This window comes from Streptomyces sp. NPDC005955 (assembly GCF_042871255.1).
GTDB lineage: Bacteria > Actinomycetota > Actinomycetes > Streptomycetales > Streptomycetaceae > Streptomyces.
The window spans coordinates 1,018,980-1,043,464 of record NZ_JBIAIF010000001.1; the positions used below are offsets into that span (position 1 = coordinate 1,018,980).

The 24,485-nt window shown below is 74.0% G+C and carries 23 protein-coding genes; 14 read left to right on the plus strand and 9 right to left on the minus strand.

The genetic code is table 11. The features are described from left to right. Positions 1–10: 10 nt before the first annotated feature. The gene (locus tag ACFYOU_RS04345; RefSeq protein ID WP_391303485.1) at positions 11–2,554 is read left to right on the plus strand and encodes a helicase-associated domain-containing protein; all 2,544 of its coding nucleotides are present in this window, start codon (positions 11–13) and stop codon (positions 2,552–2,554) included. Positions 2,555–2,699: 145 nt separating this feature from the next. After that, on the plus strand, positions 2,700–4,355 hold the full coding sequence (locus tag ACFYOU_RS04350) for a DNA repair helicase XPB (RefSeq protein ID WP_389765812.1): 1,656 nt from the start codon (positions 2,700–2,702) through the stop codon (positions 4,353–4,355). Between the two features lie 49 nt (positions 4,356–4,404). Here ACFYOU_RS04350 and ACFYOU_RS04355 read toward each other — a convergent pair whose 3' ends face one another. Together ACFYOU_RS04355 and ACFYOU_RS04360 are read right to left on the minus strand one after the other, a co-directional pair. Next, a complete protein-coding gene (locus ACFYOU_RS04355; RefSeq protein ID WP_389765813.1) occupies positions 4,405–4,623 on the minus strand; it encodes a hypothetical protein in 219 nt (72 codons plus the stop codon). A gap of 104 nt (positions 4,624–4,727) precedes the next feature. Further along, positions 4,728–5,237, minus strand: a complete 510-nt coding sequence (locus ACFYOU_RS04360) for an SRPBCC family protein (protein ID WP_389765815.1) — start codon at positions 5,235–5,237, stop codon at positions 4,728–4,730. 334 nt (positions 5,238–5,571) lie between these two features. Here ACFYOU_RS04360 and ACFYOU_RS04365 point away from each other — a divergent pair, with 334 nt between their 5' ends. Further along, entirely contained in the window at positions 5,572–7,854 is a 2,283-nt protein-coding gene (locus tag ACFYOU_RS04365) for a HelD family protein (RefSeq protein ID WP_391303488.1), read from the plus strand. 83 nt (positions 7,855–7,937) lie between these two features. Here the strand turns inward: ACFYOU_RS04365 and ACFYOU_RS04370 are convergent, their stop codons facing one another. Further along, the gene (locus ACFYOU_RS04370; protein ID WP_389765818.1) at positions 7,938–8,636 is read right to left on the minus strand and encodes a copper homeostasis protein CutC; all 699 of its coding nucleotides are present in this window, start codon (positions 8,634–8,636) and stop codon (positions 7,938–7,940) included. Between the two features lie 423 nt (positions 8,637–9,059). Between ACFYOU_RS04370 and ACFYOU_RS04375 the strand changes: the two genes are divergently transcribed. The 3 genes from ACFYOU_RS04375 to ACFYOU_RS04385 all read left to right on the plus strand — a co-directional run bounded on the left by ACFYOU_RS04375 (position 9,060) and on the right by ACFYOU_RS04385 (position 11,569). Beyond that, the gene (locus tag ACFYOU_RS04375) at positions 9,060–9,767 is read left to right on the plus strand and encodes a hypothetical protein (protein WP_391303490.1); all 708 of its coding nucleotides are present in this window, start codon (positions 9,060–9,062) and stop codon (positions 9,765–9,767) included. A 67-nt stretch (positions 9,768–9,834) separates the two neighbouring features. Beyond that, positions 9,835–10,251, plus strand: a complete 417-nt coding sequence (locus tag ACFYOU_RS04380; RefSeq protein ID WP_391303492.1) for a GNAT family N-acetyltransferase — start codon at positions 9,835–9,837, stop codon at positions 10,249–10,251. Positions 10,252–10,330: 79 nt separating this feature from the next. Further along, positions 10,331–11,569, plus strand: a complete 1,239-nt coding sequence (locus tag ACFYOU_RS04385) for a Cmx/CmrA family chloramphenicol efflux MFS transporter (RefSeq protein WP_391303782.1) — start codon at positions 10,331–10,333, stop codon at positions 11,567–11,569. A gap of 349 nt (positions 11,570–11,918) precedes the next feature. On the opposite strand, the gene ACFYOU_RS04390 is transcribed toward ACFYOU_RS04385, so the two are convergent. Continuing rightward, on the minus strand, positions 11,919–12,692 hold the full coding sequence (locus ACFYOU_RS04390) for an SDR family oxidoreductase (protein ID WP_389765827.1): 774 nt from the start codon (positions 12,690–12,692) through the stop codon (positions 11,919–11,921). Between the two features lie 96 nt (positions 12,693–12,788). Between ACFYOU_RS04390 and ACFYOU_RS04395 the strand changes: the two genes are divergently transcribed. From ACFYOU_RS04395 to ACFYOU_RS04425, 7 genes are all read left to right on the plus strand, one after another. After that, positions 12,789–13,406 carry a TetR family transcriptional regulator gene (locus tag ACFYOU_RS04395; RefSeq protein WP_391303495.1) on the plus strand — a complete coding sequence of 206 codons (618 nt, stop codon included), beginning with the start codon at positions 12,789–12,791 and terminating at the stop codon, positions 13,404–13,406. Positions 13,407–13,571: 165 nt separating this feature from the next. Further along, a complete protein-coding gene (locus tag ACFYOU_RS04400; protein WP_391303783.1) occupies positions 13,572–13,898 on the plus strand; it encodes a hypothetical protein in 327 nt (108 codons plus the stop codon). Then, the gene (locus ACFYOU_RS04405; protein WP_389765832.1) at positions 13,895–14,161 is read left to right on the plus strand and encodes a DUF4031 domain-containing protein; all 267 of its coding nucleotides are present in this window, start codon (positions 13,895–13,897) and stop codon (positions 14,159–14,161) included. Before ACFYOU_RS04400 ends, ACFYOU_RS04405 begins: the two co-directional genes overlap by 4 nt. 140 nt (positions 14,162–14,301) lie before the next feature. Beyond that, on the plus strand, positions 14,302–15,294 hold the full coding sequence (locus tag ACFYOU_RS04410; protein WP_391303498.1) for a helix-turn-helix domain-containing protein: 993 nt from the start codon (positions 14,302–14,304) through the stop codon (positions 15,292–15,294). A 140-nt stretch (positions 15,295–15,434) separates the two neighbouring features. Then, the gene (locus tag ACFYOU_RS04415) at positions 15,435–16,367 is read left to right on the plus strand and encodes an SIS domain-containing protein (protein ID WP_391303500.1); all 933 of its coding nucleotides are present in this window, start codon (positions 15,435–15,437) and stop codon (positions 16,365–16,367) included. A 97-nt stretch (positions 16,368–16,464) separates the two neighbouring features. Next, entirely contained in the window at positions 16,465–17,424 is a 960-nt protein-coding gene (murQ, locus tag ACFYOU_RS04420; RefSeq protein WP_389765838.1) for an N-acetylmuramic acid 6-phosphate etherase, read from the plus strand. Positions 17,425–17,488: 64 nt separating this feature from the next. Next, the gene (locus tag ACFYOU_RS04425; RefSeq protein ID WP_391303502.1) at positions 17,489–19,018 is read left to right on the plus strand and encodes a PTS transporter subunit EIIC; all 1,530 of its coding nucleotides are present in this window, start codon (positions 17,489–17,491) and stop codon (positions 19,016–19,018) included. A 30-nt stretch (positions 19,019–19,048) separates the two neighbouring features. Here the strand turns inward: ACFYOU_RS04425 and ACFYOU_RS04430 are convergent, their stop codons facing one another. The 5 genes from ACFYOU_RS04430 to ACFYOU_RS04450 all read right to left on the minus strand — a co-directional run bounded on the left by ACFYOU_RS04430 (position 19,049) and on the right by ACFYOU_RS04450 (position 23,486). Further along, positions 19,049–19,582, minus strand: a complete 534-nt coding sequence (locus ACFYOU_RS04430) for a hypothetical protein (RefSeq protein WP_391303503.1) — start codon at positions 19,580–19,582, stop codon at positions 19,049–19,051. Between the two features lie 106 nt (positions 19,583–19,688). Beyond that, a complete protein-coding gene (locus tag ACFYOU_RS04435) occupies positions 19,689–20,330 on the minus strand; it encodes a hypothetical protein (RefSeq protein ID WP_391303505.1) in 642 nt (213 codons plus the stop codon). Between the two features lie 140 nt (positions 20,331–20,470). Further along, positions 20,471–21,667 (minus strand): MFS transporter, encoded by a 1,197-nt coding sequence (locus tag ACFYOU_RS04440; protein WP_391303507.1) that lies wholly within the window; start codon positions 21,665–21,667, stop codon positions 20,471–20,473. 55 nt (positions 21,668–21,722) lie between these two features. Next, on the minus strand, positions 21,723–22,349 hold the full coding sequence (locus ACFYOU_RS04445) for a TetR family transcriptional regulator C-terminal domain-containing protein (RefSeq protein ID WP_391303509.1): 627 nt from the start codon (positions 22,347–22,349) through the stop codon (positions 21,723–21,725). 132 nt (positions 22,350–22,481) lie between these two features. Further along, positions 22,482–23,486, minus strand: coding sequence for an aldo/keto reductase (locus tag ACFYOU_RS04450; RefSeq protein WP_391303512.1), 1,005 nt, complete (start codon positions 23,484–23,486; stop codon positions 22,482–22,484). An 87-nt stretch (positions 23,487–23,573) separates the two neighbouring features. Between ACFYOU_RS04450 and ACFYOU_RS04455 the strand changes: the two genes are divergently transcribed. Next, positions 23,574–24,449, plus strand: a complete 876-nt coding sequence (locus ACFYOU_RS04455; protein ID WP_391303514.1) for an AraC family transcriptional regulator N-terminal domain-containing protein — start codon at positions 23,574–23,576, stop codon at positions 24,447–24,449. Positions 24,450–24,485 lie beyond the last annotated feature (36 nt).

Below are 24,485 nucleotides of genomic sequence, written 5' to 3' on the forward strand. Positions count from 1 at the left end.
CGTGAACCGGATGAGCGGTAAGCCCCCCGGTAGCACCCCGCCCCGGTCCCTCGCCGAAGCCCTGCGCTCCCGCGACGACGCCTCACTCGCCGAACTCCTGCGGGCCCGGCCCGACCTGCTCGCGCCCGTGCCCGGCGACCTGACCCAACTGGCCACCCGCGCCGGTACCCGGGCGAGCGTGCTGCGCGCCCTGGAACGGCTGGACCGGTTCACCCAGCAGGTCGCCGAGGCCCTGGCCGTGGCCCCCGACCCGGCCGGCTACGAGGACCTGCTGCGGCTGGTGCGCGGCGCGGACCCGGGCGCCCCCGAGGACGGTCCCGGCGCCGGGAGCGACGGCGGGGCCGGGGACGTGGAACGGGCGCTGCCGCGCGCGGTGTCGGTCCTGCGGGAACAGGCGCTGCTGTGGGGCGACGACGCGCACCTGCGGCTGGTGCGCACCGCCCGCGAACTCCTGACGCCCGGCCCGCAGCACCCCTCGCCCACGGGGCTCGGCCCGTCCGTCGCCGAGACCACCGCGGGGATGTCGCCCGGGCGGATCCAGCAGATCGTCACGACCGCCGGGCTGGCCACCACCCACGACTCGGTGTCGGCGGTCGCCGCCCTCGCCGCCGTGTTCGAGGACCGCGAGCGGATGGACGCGCTGTTGGCCGAGGCCCCCGCGGCGTCCCTGGAAGTACTGGACCGGCTGGTGTGGGGGCCGCCGTACGGGCAGGTCACCGCCGAGCCCGCGGCCCGACTGCGCTGGCTCCTCGACCGGGGACTGCTGCTGCCCACCGCGCCCGGCACGGTCGTCCTCCCCCGGGAGGTCGCGCTGCACCTGCGGGGCGGGCGGGCGCACCGCACTCCCGAGCCGCTGGCACCCGCGGTGCGGGCCCTCGCCGAGCACCGGCCGCAGGTCGTCGACGCGACCGCCGCCGGACAGGCGTACACGGCGGTGACCACCGTCGAGGACCTGCTCCGCGACTGGGACGAGGGCGGCCCCGCGGTGCTGCGCGCCGGTGGGCTGAGCGTGCGCGACCTGAAGCGGACGGCCGTCGCCCTCGACGTGTCCGAACCCGTCGCCGCCTTCTGGGTCGAGCTCGCGTACACCGCCGGGCTCCTCGCCGCGGACGGTCAGGCCGACGAGCGGTACGCCGCCACCCCCGCGTACGACGAGTGGTTGGAGCGGTCCACCGCCGAACGCTGGGCGACCCTGGCCGCCGCCTGGCTGACCGCGACCCGCACGGCCGGCCTGGTGGGCGGGCGCGACCCGAAGGACCGGGCGCTGTCCGCGCTCGGACCCGGTCTCGACCGCGGGGCCGCCCCCGAGGTCCGGCACCGGGTCCTCGCCCTGCTCGCCGAACTGCCGGTGGGCACCGCGCCGACCCCGGACTCCGTACTGGCCCGACTGCGCTGGGAACGCCCGCCCCGGTCGGCGGTGGCCGGCGGCCGGATCGGCGGGCCGGGCTCCGATCCGCTGGCCGAGGACCCGCGCGGACGGCTCGCCCGGTGGACGCTCGACCAAGCGGAACTCCTCGGCGTCACCGGTCGCGGCGCCCTCAGTGCGCACGGGCGCGAACTGCGCGGCCGGCCGGACGAACGGGACGTGTCCGGAGCGCTGGACGCCGACGCGCTGGCCCGTGCCCTGGGGCGGGCCGCCGGGCTGCTCGGCCCGCTGATCCCGCACCCCCTGGACCACGTGCTGCTCCAGGCCGACCTCACCGCGGTGGCCCCGGGCCCGCTGGAACGGCCGCTGGCGGACACCCTGGCGGTGCTCGCGGACGTCGAGTCGAAGGGCGGTGCGACGGTCTACCGGTTCACCCCCGCCTCGGTGCGGCGCGCGCTGGACGCCGGACGCACGGCCGGCGACCTGCACGCGTTCCTCGCCACGCACTCCCGGACCCCGGTGCCCCAGCCGCTCACGTACCTCATCGACGACGTGGCCCGGCGGCACGGACAGCTGCGGATCGGGGCGGCCTCCGCGTACGTGCGGTGCGACGACGACAGCGTGCTCGGCGAGATCCTGGCGGACCGCCGCGCCCAGGGGCTCCGGCTGCGCCGCCTCGCGCCGACGGTGCTCGCCACCCAGGCCGACCCGGCGTCCCTGCTGGACCAGCTGCGCGCGATGGGTTTCGCCCCGGCCGCCGAGACCCCGGACGGGGACGTCATGATCGCCCGGATCCATGCGTACCGCACCGGGCCGCGCACCCCGCCCGAGCCCGCGCCGGAGGGACCGCCGCGCCCCGACGACATCCTGCTGCGGGCGGCGGTGCGGGCCGTGCGCGCGGGCGACCTGGCCGCGACGGCACCCCGCAAGTCGGTGCCCGAACAGCCCGGCGAGCTACCGCGGACCAGTCCGCCCGAGACCCTGGCCACCATGCAGGCGGCCGTCATGACCGGGCAGTCCCTGTGGATCGGCTACGTCAGCGCGGAGGGCGCCGCCAGTCAGCGGGTGATCGCCCCGGTCCGGGTGGAGGGCGGTTACGTCACCGGTTACGACCACACCGCGGACGAGGTCCGCACGTACCCGTTGCACCGGATCACGGGGGTGGCCGAACTCGCGGACGACGACTGACCCAAAGGCGCCCGCGCACCGCGGACCCCGTGCACGGACCGTCGCGAACACGTCACCCGGCGGCCGGTCCCCACCGCTTCGTGGGCCGATGCGGCAAACTGGAGGTTTGGTCGCCCGACCGGGGCATCCGCAGGAAGGGACGCGCGTGAACGGACCTCTCATCGTCCAGTCGGACAAGACCCTCCTCCTGGAGGTCGATCACGACCTGGCCGACGCCTGCCGCCGGGCCATCGCCCCGTTCGCCGAGCTGGAGCGGGCGCCCGAGCACATCCACACCTACCGGATCACCCCCCTCGGCCTGTGGAACGCCCGGGCCGCCGGGCACGACGCCGAGCAGGTCGTCGACGCGCTGGTGGAGTACAGCCGCTACCCCGTGCCGCACGCCCTGCTCGTGGACATCGCCGAGACGATGGACCGCTACGGGCGGCTGACGCTGGCCAAGCACCCGGCGCACGGGCTGGTCCTGTCGACCACCGACCGGCCGGTGCTGGAAGAGGTCCTGCGGTCGAAGCGGATCGCCCCGCTGGTGGGCGTCCGGATCGACGCGGACACCGTCGCCGTGCACCCCTCGGAGCGCGGCCAGATCAAGCAGACGCTGCTCAAGCTCGGCTGGCCGGCCGAGGACCTCGCCGGGTACGTCGACGGGGAGGCCCACCCGATCGAGCTGGCCGAGGACGGCTGGGCGCTGCGCCCGTACCAGAAGCAGGCCGTGGAGGGGTTCTGGCACGGCGGGTCCGGGGTCGTCGTGCTGCCCTGCGGTGCGGGGAAGACGCTGGTCGGAGCGGGGGCGATGGCCCAGGCGAAGGCGACCACGCTGATCCTGGTGACCAACACGGTCTCCGCGCGGCAGTGGAAGCACGAACTGGTCCGCCGGACCTCGCTCACCGAGGACGAGATCGGCGAGTACAGCGGAACGCGGAAGGAGATCCGGCCCGTCACCATCGCCACGTACCAGGTGCTCACCACCCGGCGGAAGGGCGTGTACCCGCACCTGGAGCTGTTCGACTCCCGCGACTGGGGCCTGATCGTGTACGACGAGGTGCACCTGCTGCCCGCACCGGTCTTCAAGTTCACCGCCGACCTCCAGGCCCGGCGCCGCCTCGGGCTGACCGCGACGCTGGTCCGGGAGGACGGGCGCGAGTCGGACGTCTTCTCGCTGATCGGGCCCAAGCGGTTCGACGCGCCGTGGAAGGAGATCGAGGCGCAGGGCTACATCGCCCCGGCGGACTGCGTGGAGGTGCGGGTCAGCCTCACCGAGTCGGAGCGGTTGGCGTACGCGACAGCCGAGCCGGAGGAGAAGTACCGCTTCTGCGCGACGACCGCGACCAAACGGCGGGTGACGGAGGCGCTGGTGCGCCGGCACCGGGGCGAGCAGACGCTCGTCATCGGGCAGTACATCGACCAGTTGGACGAGTTGGGGGCGCACCTGGACGCGCCCGTGATCAAGGGGGAGACCTCGAACGCGCAGCGCGAGAAGCTGTTCGACGCGTTCCGCGCGGGGGAGATCTCGGTGCTGGTGGTGTCGAAGGTCGCGAACTTCTCGATCGACCTGCCGGAGGCGACGGTCGCCATCCAGGTGTCGGGAACGTTCGGGTCGCGCCAGGAGGAGGCCCAGCGACTGGGTCGGGTGCTGCGCCCGAAGGCGGACGGGCACGAGGCCCGTTTCTACTCGGTCGTGGCCCGGGACACCATCGACCAGGACTTCGCGGCGCACCGTCAGCGGTTCCTGGCCGAGCAGGGCTACGCGTACCGGATCGCCGACGCGCACGAATTGCTCGGCGAGGAGCCTTCCGGGGCCTGAGCGGCGGGGCGGGCGACCCGCTGGCCGCCCGGGGGAAGTGCGGGGGCGCTCAGGCGTGGGTGCCCCGGGTGCGGACGCCCGCCTCCTGGGCGTACTCGCCGAGCACGGCGACGCCGAACGCGGTCGAGACGAAGACCTTCAGTGCGCGCAGGGCGTCGCCGACGCGGTGGGCGCGGTGCTCACCGGTGGCGGCGGTGGCGCCGGAGGGGCCGGCGGAGCCACGGCCGGCGGAGTGGACGGGGCCTGGGGTGATGGTTGCGCTGCTCATACCTCCAGTGTCGGTTTTCCGCACCCCGGGGGCATCTGTCTGAGGGCGGAACCCGTGGCCGGCCCGCTCCTCCCCAGGTCCCATGGCGCCCCCCACACGGTCCCCTACGCCTCAGGGGGGAGGGGCGTCAGCCTCTCGAAGTACTCCTTCATCGCGGGGTAGTACGCGTCGAACCGGGGAGTCCCGCCGTCCTCGCGGGAGGCGACGAGCAGGTCGAGGTAGTACTCCCAGCCGGGCCCGACCTCGCCGAGCCCTTCGGTGCCGGAGAGGTGGTGGACCAGTCGCAGTTCGGTGTCGTCCCCGGACTCGGTGAGCTGCACCTCGAGCCGCCAGGAGCCGAAGCTGTCCTGGGTGGTCACGGCGAGGCGCCGGGGCGGTTCACAGGTGTCGATGCGGACGCTGGCCCGCGGTCGGCCCTCCTCGAAGGCCATCTGGACGTGCACCGTGCGGCCCGGGGCCCCGTGGCCCTCCCAGGTGCCGAACCAGCGGGCGGTGCGCTCGGGCTCGGTCACGCTGGCCCAGACGTCCGCGACGGGTGCGCGGAAGGTGCGGGTGAGGACCAGGTCGGTGCCCTCGGCGGTGGTCAGGAGCCGTCCGGTGGGCTGCGGTGTCATGCGGTGTCCTCCGTGGGTTCGTGACCTCGGGCCGCCCGTGCCGTCGGCGGGGGCGCGGACCCGGGCGATCCGGTCGACCGGCGCGCCCGGCGGTTGGGGGCGTGGGGGGGTCGGCCTCTGCTTCGGCCCCCGCGTCCGTCCCGAAAGCGTAACCACCGGTGACGGGTTTGCCGGGAAATCCGTTGGCGCGCGGCGGGGGCCCTCACTTAGGATCTCCGCTCTTGCCCGCCTCCCGCGCGGAGTGCCGCCGCCCGGCCGGAAACCGGACGGCCCCCAGCCCGTTCGCACCCGCCCGGAAGGTCTCCCCGTGTCCCGCACGCCCCACGATTCCGTCATGCCCCACGATCCCGCCACGTCCCGCGATTCCGTCACGTCCCAGGAATCCGTCACGCCCCGCGTTCCCGTACCGGCCGCCGGGCCCGTACCGGCCGCCGGGCCCGTACCGGCCGGCGGTTCCGTCCGGGCCGCCGAGCCCGCGCCCCCTCCGCACCCCGAGGCGGCGTCCGACGGGGCGGTCGACGGGGCGGTCGACGGGGCGGTCGACGGGGCGGTCGACGGCACGACGGACGGTCCGCTCGCCCGGGAGCGGGCCCACCTCGCGGGGTCCCGGGCGGCGCTGCGCGTGATGCGTGACGAGGTCGAATCGCTCGACCTGCGGGACGTCACCGCGAACTGGGTCAACAAAGAGGTCCTCCAGCACCAGATGGACCTGCGGATCAAGGCCCTCGCCGACCACGCGCACACCCCGCTGTTCTTCGGACGGCTCGACTTCCTGCACGCACCCGACGACGGGCCGGGCGCGGGGGCCGCGGGCGAGCGGTTCTACATCGGGCGGCGGCACGTGCACGACGCCGAGGGCGACCCCATGGTGATCGACTGGCGGGCCCCGGTCGCGCAGGCGTTCTACCGGGCCTCGCGCACCGACCCCCTCGACATCGAGCTGCGCCGCAGGTTCGGGTACACGGGCGGGGACCTCACGGCGTACGAGGACGAGCGGCTGTCGGACCCCACCGAGGACGCGGCCCGGACCAGCGCACTGTTGCAGCGGGAGATCGAGCGGCCCCGCGTCGGGCCGATGCGGGACATCGTGGCGACGATCCAGCCGGAGCAGGACGAGATCGTCCGCGGTGAGCTGGCGGACTCGGTCTGCGTGCAGGGCGGGCCGGGCACCGGGAAGACCGCGGTGGGCCTGCACCGGGTGGCGTACCTGCTGTACGCGCACCGGGAGCGGCTGGCCAGGACCGGGGCGCTGGTGATCGGGCCGAACCGGTCGTTCCTGCGCTACATCGAACAGGTGCTGCCCGCGCTCGGCGAGGTGCAGGTGCGGCAGGCGACGGTCGACGAACTGGTCGGGCACGTGGAGGTGCGCGGGACGGACGCGCCGGACGCCGCACTGGTCAAGGGCGACGCGCGGATGGCCCAGGTGCTGCGGCGGGCCCTGTACGCGCACGTGGGGGTGCCCGTCGAGCCGGTGGTGGTGACCCGCGGCTCCCGGCGCTGGCGCATCCCGGCGTACGAACTGGCCGAGCTGATCGAGGAGTTGCGGGGTCGGGGGCTGCGGTACGGGGCGGCCAGGGAGGCGTTGCCGCAGCGGATCGCGCATGCCGTGCTGGTGCGGATGGAGCAGGGCGGCGAGGCCCCGGACGACCGGGTGCAGGACGCGGTGGCCCGGGACCGGGCGGTGCGGGCGGCGGTCAAGGAGCTGTGGCCGGCGGTGGATCCGGCCGCCCTGGTGCTGCGGTTGCTCTCCGACGGGGAGTTCCTGGCCGAACACGCGGCGGGCCTGCTGGACGAGGAGGAGCAGCGGGCGGTGCGGTGGGCGCGGGCCCCGCGCGGGGTGCGCAGCGCGAAGTGGTCGGCGGCGGACGCGGTGCTGGTGGACGAGGTGCGGGACCTGGTCGAGCGGACCGGGTCGCTGGGCCATGTGGTGCTGGACGAGGCGCAGGACCTGTCCCCGATGCAGTACCGGGCGGTGGGGCGGCGCTGTTCGACGGGGTCGGCGACGGTGCTCGGCGACCTGGCCCAGGGCACCACGCCGTGGGCGACCCGCGACTGGGCCGAGGCGCTGCGGCACCTGGGCAAGGAGGACGCGGTGGTGGAGGAGCTGACGGCGGGCTTCCGGGTGCCGCGCGAGGTGATCGGGTACGCGTCGCGGCTGCTGCCGGACATCGCGCCGGGTCTGGCGGCGGTGGACTCGGTGCGGGAGTCGCCGGGGTCGCTGGTGGTGCGCCGGGCGGCGGCGGAGGAGTTGACGGGTGCGGTGCTGGCGGCGACCGGGCGGGCGCTGGGGCACGAGGGGTCGGTGGGCCTCATCGTGGCGGACGCCCGGGTGGGGGTGCTGGCCGCGGCGCTGGACGCGGTAGGGACGCCGTACCTCGCGCCGGGCGAGGAGACCCGTGCGGACGTCCGGCTCACGCTGGTCCCGGCGTCGCTGGCCAAGGGCCTGGAGTACGACCACGTGGTGCTGGACGAGCCGGCCGCGGTGGTCGCGGGCGAGCCGGACGTCCGGACGGGCCTGAGGCGTCTGTACGTGGCGCTGACCCGGGCGGTGTCGGGGTTGACGGTGGTCCACGCGGAGCCGCTGCCGACCGCCTTGGAGGACGCCGCGGAGCGGTGAGCCCCGCCGTCCGGAGGTGAGCGGCCGGCCCCGTTCACCCCGCCGCCCGGGGTGAACGGGGCCGCGGACGGGGCGGCGGCCGGTCAGCCGTCGAGGGCGAGCCGCCACTGGCGGACGGCGCCCGCGGAAACGGGTCCGGCCCAGCCGTCGGGACGGGAGGCGCCGCCGATGTGGAAGGCGTCGATGCCGCCGGCGCGCAGTGCGGGCACGTGGGCGAGGCCGAGCCCGCCGCCGACCAGGATGCGCTGCTCGTAGCCGGGTTCCCCGCTGCGCGCGGCTTCGGCGAGCAGGGTGGTCAGGCCGTCCTCGACGCCGGCGGCCGAACCGGCGGTGAGGTACGTGTCCAGGCCCGGCAGGTCGGCGAGCTGCTTGCGCAGGGCGTCCCGGTCGGCCGCGCGGTCGATGGCGCGGTGGAACGTCCAGCGGCAGCCGGACAGCTCCGCGGCCAGCGCCTCGACGGCGTACAGGTCGGCCTCGTCGGTGTCGGTGAGGAAGCCGAGGACGAACTCGTCGGCGCCCTCCGCGCGCAGGCCGCGGGCGGCTTCGGCGAGCGCCTCGACGCCGCGGGCGTCGCCCGCGGCGAACCCGTCGCTGAGGCGCAGCATGACCCGCAGCGGGATGTCGACGGCGTCCCTGATCGCGGCGAAGGTCTCGCGGGACGGGGTCAGTCCGTCCGCGGCCATGTCGGTGACCAGTTCCAGGCGGTCCGCGCCTCCGGCTCGGGCGGCGATGGCGTCCCTCGCATCGAGGGCGATCACCTCCAGGAGTGCACGCTTGCTCATGGGACCCCATCTCTCGGTGGTCGGTCCCGGGGGTTCCCGGGGTTGGGTCGGCGGACCCGGCCGCTGGCATCGGGTACGGGTGCGGGTTCCGTACTGACGAGTAGCGTGACAGGTCTAGTCCAATGCCAGCGTACGCCGCAAGGGCTTTCACCGACAGGCACCGGAAGCCACGACCCGTCCGGAACACGCCAGCATGGCCGAATGCAGCTGCCCCACGGATCAGCCTCCCCACCCTAGGCGGCGGACGAAACAGCCGGTCAGAGGGGTCCACCGACCCCGAACACCCCGCCACGACCGCAGAACGGGGCGCACGGTCTTGTGGCCGGGGTTGCCCCGGCCGGGTGGCTCCGTCCGACGACCGCGCTCCCCGGCGGGTGGCGGGGCTGCGGGTCTCCGGAACGGCGGCCCGGGGACAATGACGACATGGGAGCTGACGTGAAGGCGGACGCGGAGGGGAACGGCCCGGGCACGCTGCCGGCGCGCTGGGCCGAGGCCGTACGGGGAGCGGGGGGTCCGACGGGGCCCGACACCACGGCGTACGGCGAGGAACTGGTGCGCCGGTGGCGGGAGGAGCAGCGCGCGTACCACACCACCGCGCACCTGGTCGCGGTCCTGGACCAGGTGGACGCGTTGGCGGACCACGCCGACGATCCGGCCCTGGTGCGGCTCGCCGCCTGGTTCCACGACGCGGTGTACCGGCCCGACCGGTCCGAGAACGAGGAGCGCAGCGCACGGCTCGCCGAACGGGCGCTGACCGGTCTCGGGCTCGCCGCGCCGGCGGTCGCCGAGGTGGCCCGGCTGGTGCGGCTGACCACGGGCCACGACGCGCGCGAGGGCGACCGCAACGGGGCGGTGCTGTGCGATGCCGACCTCGCGGTCCTCGCGGGCACGGCGGAGGAGTACGCCGCCTACGCCGCCGCCGTGCGCACGGAGTACGCGTTCGTGCCCGCCGACGCCTTCCGCACCGGCCGCGCGGACGTGCTGCGGCACCTGCTGGCCCTGCCCCGGCTGTTCCGCACCCCGTACGGAGCGCTGCGTTGGGAGGCCGCCGCCCGTGCCAACCTGACCGCCGAGCTGGCGGAGCTGACGGGACCTGCGGGGCACACGGGACCTGCGGGGCTCGCGGAGTGATCGTTCCGGTGCCGTCCACCGCCCGGCTGCGGCTCGCCGAGGTGTCCCGCACCGCCGCCGCGGACCCGTGCGCGGGCGGAACCGGCGGCCTGCGCCGGCTCGGCGGCGCACCCCCGACGGCACCCGCGAGGCGGCCCGGCCGCTCGTCCGGGCCCACGAGGACGGCGCCCACCGCCCGGGCCGGGGCGTCCGCGCGGGCGTCCGGACGACGGACGGGTCGGCGATCGGCGAGATCGGCCACGCACTCGTCCCGGCGGCCCGCGGCCACGGCTACGCCACCGAGGCGCTGGGCGCGCTGACCGCGTGGGGGCTGCGGGACCCGGCGGTGCGGAGCGTGCACGCGAGGGCCCCGGACGAGCGGCCGGGCCTCCTTCGCGTACGGCGCCGCCCGCGCAGGACGTGTACGCGGTGTGAACGTGACGAAAACGTCCTCGAATTCGGGAATGCCCCGTACCCCGCCCCCGTTGTCGCTTCACATGCCTGAGCCGATACCCGCTGCCCCGGACCGCACCGCGGCGCCCCCCGCCACCGACCACGCGGGGAAACCCGGAGCACCGCAGCGGATGCCGCTGGCCGTCTACATCCTCGGGCTGTCCGTCTTCGCCCTGGGCACCAGCGAATTCATGCTGTCGGGGCTGCTGCCGCCCATCGCCCGCGACATGGACGTCACGATCCCGCAGGCCGGGCTGCTGATCTCGGCCTTCGCCGTCGGCATGGTGGTGGGCGCGCCGCTGCTCGCGATCGCCACCCTGCGGCTGCCGCGCAAGGCGACGCTACTGGCCCTGCTGACGACGTTCGGCCTCGGTCAGGTGGCCGGCGCCCTCGCCCCGAACTACGAGGTGCTGTTCGCGTCCCGGGTGGTGAGCGCCCTGGCGTGCGCCGGGTTCTGGGCGCTGGGCGCGTCCGTCGCCATCGCGATGGTGCCGATCACCGCACGGGCGCGGGCCCTGGCCGTGATGCTCGGCGGACTGTCGATCGCCAACGTCCTCGGCGTCCCGGCCGGTGCGTTCCTCGGCGAGCACCTGGGCTGGCGGTCCGCGTTCTGGGCGGTCGGCGCCGCCTCCGCGCTGGCCCTGGTCGGCGTGCTGACCCTGATCCCGCGCATCCCGGTGCCCGCCGAGGCGCCGAAGCTCCGCCGCGAGCTGCGCATCTACCGCGACCGCCAGGTGTGGCTGGCCGTGGCGGTCACCGCGCTCGCCGCGGGCGGCGTCTTCTGCACCTTCAGCTACCTCGCCCCGCTGCTGACCGACGTGGCCGGCCTGTCCGAGGGGTGGGTGCCCACCGTCCTCGGTCTGTTCGGGCTCGGCGCGCTGATCGGCACCTGGCTGGGCGGCCGGTTCGCCGACGCCCACCTGTTCGGCGTCCTGCTCTCCGGCACCGCCGCCTCCACGGCCTTGCTGTCGGCCCTGGCCCTGCTCGCGGGCTGGCCGGGCGCTGCGATCGCCCTGTCCTTCCTCCTCGGCGTGTCGGCGTTCTACACCGCCCCCGCGCTGAACGCCCGCATGTTCAACGTGGCCGGTGCCGCCCCGACGCTCGCCGGGGCCACGACCACCGCCGCGTTCAACATCGGCAACACGGGCGGCCCCTGGCTCGGCGGCACGGTCATCGACGCCGGCTGGGGCTACCAGGCGACCTCGTGGGCGGGCGCCGCGATGCTGCTCGGCGCGATCGCGCTGGTCGGGGTGTCGCTGCGGCTGCACCGTCAGGGCGCGGCGTCCCGGGTCGTCGCCGGCGGCGTCCCCGCGGTCTCCCTGGACCCGGAGCCCCCGGTCCGGTGCGCCCCGGGTACGTCCACGGGCTGAACGCGGCCGGCCGTCGACCTGCTGGCGGCGGCCTTCCACCGGGCCCTGGAGCGCTGGGTCGCCGACCCTTCGACCGCCGCCGGCCCGGAGCGGCTCGCCGCTGCGCTCCGGGAGGCCTGCGCGGCCGTACCGGAAAGCCTCGCGCTGCCCGCGCACCCGCGCCGAACGGCAGTCCGGTCGGGCGGTGGAACGCAACCCACGCCGGGGTGACGCGCATGCCCCCCGCAGCCGATCGCTCCGGGTGAGCCCCCGCAGGACGAGCGGGGACGCCACCCGCTCGGCCGGCACGACGCGGGCGGCGTCCCCGGTACGACCCCAGCCACCGGCTCGCGCGACGAAGCTGACGAAGCTACAGCCCGGAGCCCCCCGTGACGTCGACCACCCGGCCGGTCACCCAGCGCGCGTCGTTCGAGGCGAGGAAGGCCACCACGTCGGCCACGTCGTCCGGCCGCCCGATCCGGCCCAGCGCGGATATCTCGGTCGCGTACTTCTCGACGTCCGGGCTGGCCAGCCACTCCGCGTTGATGTCCGTTTCGATGACCCCCGGGGCCACCGAGTTCACCGTGATGCCCCGCGGGCCCAACTCCTTGGCGAGGTTGAGGGTGAGGGTGTCCAGGGCGCCCTTGGTGGCGCCGTACCCCTTGATCTCCGGCGAGGCGAGCCGGGCGAGGCCGCTGGAGATGTTGATGACGCGCCCCTGGTCGCGCAGCCGTCCGGCCGCCTCCTGCACGATGAAGTAGGGGGCGCGGACGTTGACGGCGAAGAGCTCGTCGAACTGCTCCTCGGTCAGCGCGGACTCGTCCGTGGTCCAGTGCACGATGCCCGCGTTGTTGACGATGACGTCGACGCCGCCGTCGGGTGCGTACGCGCCCACCCGCGCGTCGAAGGAGGCCCACAGCGCCGCCGCGTCCCCGTGCCGGCCCAGCGGCGACGGCAGGGCGAAGGCCTTGCCGCCGCCCTCCTCGATGCGGGCGACGACCTCATCGGCCGCGCGCTCGTCACGGGCGTAGCCGACGGCGACGACGGCGCCGTCCCGGCCGAGGCGTTCCGCGATGGCCCGGCCGATGCCCCGGCTGCCACCGGTGACGAGTGCGATCTTTCCCTCAAGTGCCTTTGCAGACATGGCTGTTCCCCACCCCAATGATTGTTGAGTGTTCGCTCAAGAATGAGCGGAACCGAACCTAGCACGCTTGTTGAGCGGACGCTCTAAAATGTGGCCATGAGCGAGACGAAGGCCAGACGGGGACGACCACCGGCGTTCGACCGGGACGAGGCCCTGGCGGCGGCCGCCCGGATGTTCTGGGAGCGCGGCTACGCGGGCACCTGCATCGGGAAGCTGACCGAGGTCATGGACATCAGGCCGGGCAGCCTGTACGCAGCCTTCGGCGACAAGCGGTCCCTGTTCGGCGAGGTCGTGCGCACGTACGGTCACTCCCCCGTCGGCGCGTTCATGGGGGTCGCCCTGGAGGAGGAGCCCACCGCGTACGGCGCGTTCGCCCGGCTCCTGCGCGAGGCCGCGGTGCTCTACAGCGACCCCTCGCACCCGGCCGGCTGCCTGACGATCAGCGCCGCCACCAACGTCACCCCGCAGGACGCCGAGGTCGAGACGTTCCTGCGCACCCTGCGCAACGCGAACCTGGCCGTCTTCGAGGACCGGCTGCACAGGGCGCAGCAGGACGGCGAGCTCCCCCCGGACGCCAGCCCGGGCGCCCTGGCCCGGTACTTCGCCGCGATCATCCAGGGCATGTCGCAGCGCTCCCGCGACGGAGCCGGCGCGGCCGAGCTGACCGAGACCGCCGAACTGGCGCTCGCCGCCTGGCCCGGCCGCCGCCCCTGAGCGCCCCGCCTCCGCCACACCCCTGAGCCAGGCGCACCCCTGAGCCAAGGCGCACCCTGGAGCGAAGGCGCACCCCTCGGCGAAGGCGCGCCATGGCGCACAATGGGCCGTGTGGGAAACGTGTCCGGAATCGAACAGGCGCTGCACGCGGCGCGGGCGCTGGTGATGGCGGACCTCGTCGCGGGGGACGTCGCCGACGCGGACGTGGTGTCGCTGGTGGAGGACGCCGTGACGCACCGCCGCTGGTGGGCCGAGCAGTGGCCGGAGGGCGCCGCGTACCTGACCAGTCTGGTCGCCCAGGACGTGCAGGACGCGCTGCTCGAACGGTACGGGCGCTGGCCGCTGTGCCCGGTCTGCGGCTCCGGCGACCCGCACGCCCTCGACGTGGAACCCGAGCTGGGCGCCGACCCGCACTGGGTGTGCGGCAAGGCGGGCGTGGCGGTCGCCCCGGTGGGCTCGCTGGGACGGCTCCCCGGGCCGGTCGCACCGTGACCCTGTACATCGACCCGCCGACCTGGCCGGGCCACGGGCGCCTCTGGTCGCACCTGGTCAGCGACGTGTCCTTCGACGAGCTGCACGTCTTCGCCGCGCGGATCGGCGTCCCGCCGCGGGCCTTCGAACGCGACCACTACGACCTGCCCTCGCACCGCTACCCGGACGCCGTCCACGCGGGCGCGGTGGAGATCGGCTCCAAGGAACTGGTCCACCGCCTCACCGCGGCCGGCCTGCGCCGCCCCAAGCACCGACGCGACTGAACGGGCCCGGCGCGCCCGCCCGCGAGGAGGAGTCCGAGTCCGACCCCCGCCGACGTCTACCGGTGGCCCGCCCCGGGCCCTAGGGTCGTTCGGAACGTTCGGGTGACGAACGGCGAGGAAGGCGAGAAGGGGGCGCGGGCATGCGGTCCGCACTGTCCACCGGGGCGATGACGGGGAAGGAACGCGTCGAACTGTTCCGGGACGCCATCGCCCGGGACGTCGCCCCGATGCGGATCACGGTCGACGCACCGGACCGGTTCGCCGCCCGGGCGACGCAGATCGCCCTGGGCCCGGTGCGCCTGGCCGACTTCCGCTACTCGTCGCTCCGCTCGCACCGCACCCCGACCCTCATCCGCCGCTCCGACCCCGAGTCGTACCACCTGGCCCTGGTGGTCGACGGCTCGATGCAGATGGCCCTGGACGGGTCCGACGGCCACGGCACCACGCTGGGCCGCGGGGACTGGGTGCTGTTCGACACCTCGCACCCGTTCCGGTACGAGACCGTCGCCCGGGCGGACCGTCCGACCCGGGTCTCGATCCTCCAGTTGCCGCGACACGAGGTGCCGCTCGCCCAGGACCGGTTGGACCGACTCCTCGGGCAGCGGCTCCCCGGCGACACGGGACTGGGGCGCGTCCTGCGCGACTACCTGTCCGGCGTCGCCGCGGAGATCGGCTCGTGCACCCCCTGCGACCTGGACCACCTGGGGGGCGCCGCGCTGGACCTGGCCGCCGCGTTCCTCGCCCACCACCTCGACGGCGCCGCCCCGCCCGGGCGGGCCGTGCGGGCCCGGAGCCTGTTGCGACGCGTGGACGCCTACATCGACCTCAACCTCGGCGACTCCCGGCTCAACCCGGCGACGGTGGCCGCCGCGCACGGGGTGTCGCTGCGCAGCCTGTACCTGATGTTCGAGGAGCGCGGGGAGGGGGTGGCCGCCCTGATCCGGCGCCGCCGACTGGAACGCTGCCACGCCGAACTGGTCGCGGGCGGGCCGACGCCCGGCATCGGTGCCGTCGCCACGCGCTGGGGGTTCACCAGCGCGGGGGCGTTCAGCCGGGCGTTCCGCGCCCGGTACGGGGTCAGCCCCCGTGAGCACCGCGAGACCCGCCGCCCTCCGGCCGGGGGCGCACCGTAAGGCCGACCGGGCTCCGTGAGGGCCGGGCTCCGTGAAGCCGACCGGGCCCGTACGACCGACCGGACCCGTGGGCGACGGAACGTCACCGGTTCGGCGCGCACCGTCTTGACGACCCCCCGGTATGAAAATATCTTTCAAGGGTGACGGACATAGTGAAGGAAACTTCCGAAGCCCTTTCCCCCGCCTCCCCCACGCCTCCGGCGGCCCTCGCCGCCCGGGTCCGCACCCTCGCCCCCACCATGACCCGCTCCATGCAGCGGGTCGCCGAAGCGGTCGCCGCGGACCCCGCGGGCTGCGCCGGGCTCACGGTCACCGGACTCGCCGAGCACACCGGCACCAGTGAGGCCACCGTCGTCCGGACGGCCCGCCTGTTGGGCTACCCGGGCTACCGCGACCTGCGCCTCGCCCTCGCCGGACTCGCCGCCCACCAGGAATCGGGGCGCGCCCCGGCGGTCACCGCCACCATCAGCGTCGACGACCCCCTCGCCGACGTGGTCGCCAAGCTCGCGCACGACGAACGCCAGACCCTCGCCGACACCGCCGCCACCCTCGACGTCCACCAGCTCGGTGCCGCCGTCACCGCCCTCGCGGGCGCGGGCCGGGTCGACGTCTACGGGATCGGCGCCTCCGGTCTCGTCGGCCAGGACCTCGCACAGAAGCTGCTGCGGATCGGCCTCATCGCGCACGCGCACCACGACCCCCACCTCGCCGTCACCAACGCGGTCCAGCTCCGCCCCGGGGACGTGGCCATCGCGATCACCGACTCCGGCTCCACGTTCGACGTGATCGAACCGCTCCGCGTCGCCTTCGAGCACGGCGCCACGACCATCGCGATGACCGGCCGCCCGGACGGACACGTCACCCAGTACGCCGATCACGTGCTCACCACCTCCGCGGCCCGCGAAAGCGAACTGCGCCCCGCCGCGATGTCCTCCCGTACCAGTCAACTCCTCGTCGTGGACTGCCTGTTCATCGGTGTCGCCCAGCGCACCTACGACCGTGCGGGTCCCGCACTCGCCGCCACCTACGAGGCCCTCGCCCACCGCCGCCCCACCCGCACCCCCAGCCGCTGACCACCCGCCGCCCCACCGCCCCGTACCCGCGTCCCCCGTGCTCGTCACCCGTACTCGTCACCCTCCTCTCTCCCGACACCCCGGAAAGAGTCCCGCCATGCCCTCACCCACCACCCGCACCCCCGACGACACCCCCGCCGGCGGCGCGCTGCGGGCCCAACTCGCCACCCTCACCACCGAGACGTTCCGCCCGGAACTCGCCGACGTGGACCTGCTGCCCACCCTGGAGATCGCCCGGCTGATGAACGCCGAGGACAGCCTGGTCGCCGCCGCCGTCGCCGAGCGGTTGCCCCTCATCGCCGCCGCCGTGGACGGCATCGCCGAGCGCATGGCCCGCGGCGGTCGACTCGTGTACGCGGGCGCCGGCACCGCGGGACGGCTCGGCGTGCTGGACGCCAGCGAGTGCCCGCCCACCTTCAACACCGCGCCCGGCCAGGTCGTCGGACTGATAGCGGGCGGCCCCGCGGCGATGTCCTCGGCCGCCGAGGGCGCCGAGGACTCCCGCGAACTCGCCGCCGCCGACCTGGACGCACTGCGGCTCACCCCGGACGACGCGGTGGTCGGGATCTCCGCCTCGGGCCGCACCCCGTACGCGGTCGGCGCGGTCGCGCACGCCCGCAAGCAGTACGGGGCGTTGACCGTCGGCCTGTCCTGCAACGCCGGCAGCGCACTGGCCGCCGCCGCGGACCACGGCATCGAGGTCGTCGTGGGCCCGGAGTTCCTCACCGGTTCGACCCGTCTGAAGTCGGGCACCGCGCAGAAGCTCGTCCTCAACATGATCTCGACCATCACCATGATCCGGCTCGGCAAGACGTACGGGAACCTCATGGTCGACGTACGCGCCTCCAACGAGAAGCTGCACGCCCGTTCGCACCGGATCGTCAGCCTCGCCACCGGAGCGGACGACGCCACCGTCGAACGGGCCCTGGGCGCAGCGGGCGGCGAGGTCAAGAACGCCATCCTGATCATCCTCTCCGACGTGGACGCCCCGACCGCGGACCGGCTCCTCACCACCGCCGACGGCCACCTGCGCGAAGCCCTGGCGGCAGCGGGCTGACCCCACACCGCCCGGTCCCGCCCCGTCGGAGGAACCCCACCCCCCACCCGACAGCGAGGCCCCCATGCCAGACCGCCCGACCCGACCGGACCGGTCGGACGACCCGCACCGCGCGACCGCCCGTGACCTGCTCGCCCTCGTCGGCGGACCCGGCAACGTCACCACGGCCGCCCACTGCATGACCCGGCTGCGCCTCGCCCTCACGGACCGCGCCGCCGTCCGCGACGCCGAGGTCCGCGCCCACCCGGCCGTCCTCGGCGTCGTCGAGGACGGCGACACGTACCAGATCGTGCTGGGACCCGGCCGGGCCGCCCGCGTGACCCGCGCCTTCGAGGACCTGCGCGCCCAGGCGCCCGCCCCGGTCCCGGCCGCCCTCACCGCCGACGCGCTGGCCGCCCGGGGCAGCGCCCTGCGCGCCGAACGGAAACGGCGCAACGCCACCCCGGGCAAGCTGCTGCTGCGCCGGATCGCCGCCGTGTTCGTCCCGCTGATCCCGGCACTCATCGGCTGCGGCATCATCGCCGGACTCAACGGACTGCTCGTCAACGCGGGCCTGCTGCCCTGGCTGACCCCCGTACTCGGCGCGCTGGCCTCGGGTTTCATGGCGCTGCTCGCGGTGTTCGTCGGCATCAACACCGCGCAGGAGTTCGGCGGGACGCCCGTCATCGGCGGGGCCGCCGCCGCGGTCGTCGTCTTCCCCGGCGTCACCGCGATCAGTGCCTTCGGGCATCCGCTCGCCCCGGGCCAGGGCGGTGTGCTCGGCGCGCTGGGGGCGGCCCTGCTCGCCACCGCGATCGAGAAGTGGTGCCGCCGCTGGGTCCCGGAGACCGTCGACGTCATCGTCACCCCGACCCTCACCCTGCTGCTGACCGGGCTGGTGACGGTGTACGGGCTGATGTACGCGGCCGGCGAGGCCGCGCGGGCCATCGGGCTCGGCGCGAACTGGCTCCTCGTCCACACGGGCGTGCTCGCCGGACTGGTGCTCGGCGGGCTGTTCCTCCCCCTGGTCATGCTGGGGCTGCACCAGGCGCTGATCCCCCTGCACACCACCCTGATCGAACAGCAGGGCTACACCGTGCTGCTGCCGGTCCTCGCGATGGCGGGCGCCGGCCAAGTGGGCGCGGCCGTCGCGGTGTTCGTCCGGCTGCGCGGCAACCGGACCATCCGGGCGACGATCCGTTCCGCGTTGCCCGCCGGCCTGGTGGGCGTCGGCGAGCCGCTGATCTACGGGGTGTCGCTGCCGCTGGGGCGCCCGTTCGTCACGGCGTGCGCGGGCGGCGCGGCGGGCGGCGCGTTCGTCGGACTGTTCTCGATGCTGGGCACACAGGTCGGCTCCACCGCGATCGGCCCGTCCGGCTGGGCCCTGTTCCCCCTGGTCCAGGGCGACCGCGGGTTCGCCGCGGCGGTCGCGGTGTACGGGGGCGGGCTGCTCGTCGGGTACGTGGCCGGGTTCCTCGTCACGTACTTCTTCGGCTTCACCCGCCAGGCCCTCGTCGAGCTGAACGCCGAGCCGGACACCCGGCCGGACACTGATCCCGGGGCCGACCCCCACTCCGACGGCCCGGACGCGCAACGCGAACCCGCCCCCGCCTGACCCCCACCGAGACGGGAACGCGGGTACGGGTCAGCAGTCGAGCCCCGCCCCGTCCAGGTCCGACTCCGCGCTCAGGACGAACCTCTGGGGCGCGTCGTACTCGTAGCGGAGGCTCAGCCTGACCGGACCGCCGGGCACGTCCTTGGTGAAGCAGACCTTCACGGCGTCCGGGTCCTCGGGCGACTCCGCCTCCCCGTACGTCGGCTCGCGCTCCTGCCACCCGTCGTCCTTCGCCCACGCACGGTAGTGCGCCAGTACGGCCGCTTCCCGGAGTGCGGAGTCGTAGGTGCGGGAGGACCACAGGACTTCGTCGCCGCTGTCGTCGAGACAGCCCGTGTCCGCTTCCTCGAAGCCCTTCGCCGGGCGAGCGCCGGTCGGCGGCGAGTGCAGCACCTTGAGGTCGGCGACCTGCTGCACCCGCTGCTCGGTCCCCTCGCAGTCGTCGCTGTCCGCCAGGTCCACGAGCGTGAACGCGCCCGTGCCGAGCACCCCCACGCAGACCGCTCCCGCCACCAGGGCCACCACACCGGTGACCGTCCAGGGCTTGCGCCGCGTCGTGTCCATCCTGATTCCTCCCCCAAGGAGCGAACGGCAAGAATTCAGCCACCCGTTGATCGAACCGTGCACCGAACGTACACGAGTCCGATCGACGTGCCCCGTACGAGGAAACTCAGTACCCGACCCGCACGTCGTCGCGCATCGCCCCGGCGACCGCCGCGAAGGCGTCGAGTTCGTCCTCACTGGGCGGGGACTTCACCAAGGTGGCCACGGTCACCACGGTCGACGCCTCGGCCCAGGCGCACGACGCGCTCATGGACGTGTACTCGTCCTCCTCGTAGCCCCGCTCCACCACCCGGCAGAGCAACGGTTCCTCGGAGCCGGGCGGGGTGATCGTCCGAGGGGCCACCACGACGCGCTGCACGAGGTCCCGTCGGTCGAGCACGTCGAGCAGTTCGTCCCGTGCGGTGACCGGGCTGAGCACGACCCCGTACACACCGGTGACCGTGATCGTTCCGCCACTGTACTTGCCCCGGCCGGCCGGCTTGTAGACCCCGAACACCGGCTCGGCCCCGTCCACTTGGCCCTCCATCAACTCCGCCAAGGTCTCGTCCGGGGCCGAGACGTCGTACTCCCGTTCATAGCGCTCGTTCACCACCTGGTCCGGCATGGCCAGGCGGTACCGCTCGGGCCGTTCGTTCGCCCGCTCCCGGTCCGCGGCTCGCTCCCGGTCGGTGACGTGCTCCGGGCCGAGCGGCGCCTGACCCGAACCCCCGCATCCGACCGACACCGTCGCCACCAGCGCGGCAAGCACGGCGCACCTCAGCCGATTCACTCCGGACACCCCCGTCGTCCCCGTCGCCCCGCGTTCAAGACCCCCTTGATCGCGCCCGCGTCACCCTAGCCAACCATCCGAGCCCCGGGCAGCCACCGACCACGTTTCCTGACGATCCGTCACGCCACTTCTGCCGCAGTCGTTCCGCCGCGCACGGGACGCTTCGAAGCCCCGATGGCGCAGGCCAGCAGCGCCAGGGCGGCGAGCCCGAGGAGGGCCGCCACCACGGGCAGGAATCCGGCCCCCAGGCCGCTCAAGGTCACGCCGCCGACGGCTCCGCCCAAGGCGACCCCGAGGTAGGTGCCCGAGGTGTTGAGCGCCAACGCCTGCGCCGCCACCGGGCCGGCGAGCAGATAGAGGCGCGCTTGGATCGCCGGAGAGTTCCAGAAGGCCATGCCGCCCCAGATCGTCCCCACCACCACGAGGACGGAGAACGGCACGGGGCGGGCGAACCAGAGCGCTGCGAGTATCCCCATCACGCCGGTGAAGACGATGATCCCGGCGACCAGGGACCGGTCCGCGCCCCATCGGTCGGTGGCCCTCCCACCCAGCCAGATGCAGACGATGCCGGCGATCCCCGACAGGCTGAAGGCGAGCGCACGCTGGTCCACACTGGCCTCGCTCACCGCGTCGATGTGCGGCGCCATGTAGGTGAGCATCATCATCGATCCGGTCATGAGCATGCAGTTCGCCAGGATGCCGAGCAGCACCGGCGCGCCGGCCAGGGTGCGCAGTTGATCGGAGACGCTCGGCACCTCGCCGGTCCTGCCGTGCTCACGGGGCAAGGTGGCGAGCACGAAGCACAGTGCCGCGGCCCCGGCCACCGCCATCGAGACGAACGTCGCCCGCCAGCCGTACTGGCCGCCGATCCAGGTGCCGATGGGCACTCCGGCCGCGATCGAACCCGTGACGCCGAGCGCCACCACGGCGACGTACCTTCCGATGTGCCCTTCCGGCGCCCGCTCGGCGGCATGGGCGAACACCGCCGGGGTGGAGGCCGCCGCCGCGAGCGCCGCCACGATCCGCAGGGCCATCAGGGGCCCGAACTCGGTCGTCGTGGCCGCCAGGAGGTTGGCCACGACGAAGACCGCGAACGAGACCGTGAACAGGTGCCGCCGGGAGACCCGCGCCAGGGCGACTCCGGCCATCGGTGCGGCAAGGGCGACGGTGAGGGAGAAGGCAGTCACCAACTGCCCGGCCTGCGCCTCACTGACGTCCAGATCCCGCGCGATCTCCGGTAAGACTCCAGCAATCACATAGTCATCGGTATAGAGCACGAAAGCAGCGGCGAGCAGAGCGAAGAGCCATGCGGGCACAACTGAACTCCTTTGAATGTCCGAAGCGATTCGGCGACCCCCGACAGCGCGTGCATCAGGCCGGCGGAGGGGAAGGCGCGGGGTCGGGAACGGCCGCCAACGCCGAACGCACCTGCGCCCGCAGCGTCTTGCGGAGTCGCTCGACGCCGAGCGAGCCGTGGGGTGTCACCGAATCGAGCACCAACCCGCCCAGGACGGCCACGAGCCGTTCGGCCTCCTCGGCCGGTTCGGGCACGTCGAGCGCACCCAGGGCGTCCGTGAACACCGTGCGCACATCCGCGGCCATCTGCTCGGTCACCGGGCGGAAGACCGGGTTCACCCGTGCGGCGACGATGAACTCCGTCAGCACGATCGACTCGACGCGGCGCTCCTCGTCGATCGGCAACAACTCCTCGACCATCTCCTGCAAGGCGTCGACGGCGACCTCGCCCCGCAGTCCCGCCAACGCGTCGGCCGAGTGCCGGGTGAGCCTCCTCCCCATGCGGTCACCGATCTCGGTGGCGGCCGCCACGAGCAGGTCGCGGTGGTCGTCGAAGTAGTGGCGCACCGATCCGATGTTCCATCCCGATTCGGCGGCGACCTTCCGCAGCGATATACCGCTGACGCCTTCGGCGACCAAGAGGCGGAAAGCCGCCTCGATGACATCCCTGCGACGCTGTTCGAGGTCAATCCGAGCTGGCATGACCACACATTATCACAGCCGTGATAACAAAACCCGAACGACCGGTTCGGGAAAGCCGCCCGCGCGGAACTTCCCCGAACCGGGCTCCGGCTCCGACTCCCGCTCCCACCCCCGCTCCGGGACCCAAGCGGGTCACCAGGTGGGCATCATCGAGTCCGGGTAGCGCGAACCGGCCGCGCCGCGCGGCAGGATGCGTTGGATGCGGGCGAGGTTCTGCGGCGTGAGCGTCACGTACGCCGCGGCGGTGTTCTGCGCGACCCGTTCGGGGCTACGGGTTCCGGGGATGGGGACGACGTCGTCGCCCTGCGCCAGCAGCCAGGCCAACGCGAGTTGGGTGACGGAGATGTGCTTGCCCTCGGCCAGCGCGGTCAACTCCCGTACGGCGGACAGGTTCTTCTCGTAGTTGCCGGGCTGCCAACGCTCGTCGAAACTGCGCATGTCGTCCGCCGGGTACTCCGCGCCGGGCTTCACCACGCCGGTCAGGAACCCCCGACCCAGCGGCGAGTACGGCACGAACCCGATGCCCAGCTCGCGGACGACCGGCAGCACCTCGGCCTCCACCGCACGCTCGAACACCGAGTACTCGGTCTGGAGCACCGACACCGGGTGCACGGCGTGGGCCCGCCGGATGACGTCCGGTCCCGCCTCGCTGAGCCCGAAGTACCGGACCTTGCCTTCGGCGATCAGCTCGCCGACGGTGCCCGCCACGTCCTCGATGGGTACGTTCGGGTCCACCCGGTGCTGGTAGAGCACGTCGATGTGGTCCGTGCCCAGGTGGCGCAGGCTGTTCTCGGTGACCTCCCGGATGTGCTCCGGACGGCTGTCCAGCCCGTTCGCGAAGTTCTCCGGATCGCTCAGGTCGAAGCCGAACTTGGTGGCGATGACGACCTCCTCACGGAAGTCCTTCACCGCGCGGCCGAGCAACTGCTCGTTGCTGCCGGTGCCCATGCCGTACAGCTCGGCGGTGTCGAAGAGGGTGACACCCAGTTCGTACGCCCGGCGGATGGCGGCGGTCCCGCCCGCCTCGTCCCCGGTGCCGTACGCCATCGTCATGCCCATCGTGCCGAGGCCGATCGCCCCGACCTCCAGGCCCTGGGTGCCGAGCTTGCGGTGCGGAAGGTTCGCGTTCTGCGTCATGCCCTGAACGCTAGGCGCGGGCCCGTCCCCGGTCATGGGGCACGCACCGCATAGGATTGCCCGATCCTCTCAGCAAGGGAGCGCCGCATGCTGGATCGACTGTCGGCGGACATCGCCCGGCACAGTGTCGGACTCTGGTCCGAGACGGCCGTGCCACGCCTCTCGCTGATCACGCTGGACGAGCTGGTGGCCCCCGCCGACCTCCTCTACGACCCGATGGTCTGCTTCATCTCCGACGGCGCCAAACGAGCCGTCGCGGGCGAGCGGAGCTGGGTGACCGCGCGCGGCGACATGTTCCTCAACACGCTCCGGGTACCGGTCACCGCCTCGTGCGAACGTGTTCCGTACCGCTCGGCGATCATGCGCCTCGACGCGCACGTGCTCACCGAACTCCTCCTGGACATGGGCGAGTCGAGCCCGCGCCCCCTACCCGGTCCGCGCGGTCAGGTCACCGCGCCGATGACACCGGAACTCCTCGACGCGGTCACCCGGTGGGTGCGGCTGCTCGACGCCCCGGACGACATCGGCCCGCTGGCGCACCGCATCGAGGGCGAGATCCTGTACCGACTGCTCGGCAGCCCGCTCGGCCCGGTCCTGCGCCAGTTCACCTTGGCGGACTCGGCTACGGCCCGGGTGCGCGCGGCGGCAGCGTGGATCTGCGAGCACTACGCCGAACCGCTGACCGTCGAGCAGATCGCGGCGGTCGCGCACATGAGCACCGCGACCCTGCACCGCCGTTTCAAGGCCGCCACCGGCATGAGCCCCCTCCGCTTCCAGAAGCAGCTACGGCTCCAGGAGGCCCGCCGACGGTTGACGGCCGGCGAAACCACCGCGGCGTCGGTGGCGGAGGCCGTCGGCTACGTGAGCGCGACCCAGTTCAGCCGGGAGTACCGAAGCGTGTACGGCCTCCCCCCGATGCGGGACGCGGCGCGGCTACGGGAGCAGTTGACGCCCGGCAGCTGACCGGACATCGCGTCGTCAAGCGGCTCGGCCGGCTTG

Coding starts and splice junctions, on each gene's coding strand:
- ACFYOU_RS04375 (WP_391303490.1), top strand. CDS start 9,060: ATGGGAGCTGACGTGAAGGCGGACGCGGAGGGGAACGGCCCGGGCACG.
- ACFYOU_RS04355 (WP_389765813.1), bottom strand. CDS start 4,623: ATGAGCAGCGCAACCATCACCCCAGGCCCCGTCCACTCCGCCGGCCGT.
- ACFYOU_RS04390 (WP_389765827.1), bottom strand. CDS start 12,692: ATGTCTGCAAAGGCACTTGAGGGAAAGATCGCACTCGTCACCGGTGGC.
- ACFYOU_RS04370 (WP_389765818.1), bottom strand. CDS start 8,636: ATGAGCAAGCGTGCACTCCTGGAGGTGATCGCCCTCGATGCGAGGGAC.
- ACFYOU_RS04400 (WP_391303783.1), top strand. CDS start 13,572: ATGGCGGACCTCGTCGCGGGGGACGTCGCCGACGCGGACGTGGTGTCG.
- murQ (WP_389765838.1), top strand. CDS start 16,465: ATGCCCTCACCCACCACCCGCACCCCCGACGACACCCCCGCCGGCGGC.
- ACFYOU_RS04425 (WP_391303502.1), top strand. CDS start 17,489: ATGCCAGACCGCCCGACCCGACCGGACCGGTCGGACGACCCGCACCGC.
- ACFYOU_RS04345 (WP_391303485.1), top strand. CDS start 11: ATGAGCGGTAAGCCCCCCGGTAGCACCCCGCCCCGGTCCCTCGCCGAA.
- ACFYOU_RS04430 (WP_391303503.1), bottom strand. CDS start 19,582: ATGGACACGACGCGGCGCAAGCCCTGGACGGTCACCGGTGTGGTGGCC.
- ACFYOU_RS04450 (WP_391303512.1), bottom strand. CDS start 23,486: ATGACGCAGAACGCGAACCTTCCGCACCGCAAGCTCGGCACCCAGGGC.
- ACFYOU_RS04395 (WP_391303495.1), top strand. CDS start 12,789: ATGAGCGAGACGAAGGCCAGACGGGGACGACCACCGGCGTTCGACCGG.
- ACFYOU_RS04360 (WP_389765815.1), bottom strand. CDS start 5,237: ATGACACCGCAGCCCACCGGACGGCTCCTGACCACCGCCGAGGGCACC.
- ACFYOU_RS04410 (WP_391303498.1), top strand. CDS start 14,302: ATGCGGTCCGCACTGTCCACCGGGGCGATGACGGGGAAGGAACGCGTC.
- ACFYOU_RS04385 (WP_391303782.1), top strand. CDS start 10,331: ATGCCGCTGGCCGTCTACATCCTCGGGCTGTCCGTCTTCGCCCTGGGC.
- ACFYOU_RS04365 (WP_391303488.1), top strand. CDS start 5,572: ATGCCCCACGATCCCGCCACGTCCCGCGATTCCGTCACGTCCCAGGAA.
- ACFYOU_RS04455 (WP_391303514.1), top strand. CDS start 23,574: ATGCTGGATCGACTGTCGGCGGACATCGCCCGGCACAGTGTCGGACTC.
- ACFYOU_RS04445 (WP_391303509.1), bottom strand. CDS start 22,349: ATGCCAGCTCGGATTGACCTCGAACAGCGTCGCAGGGATGTCATCGAG.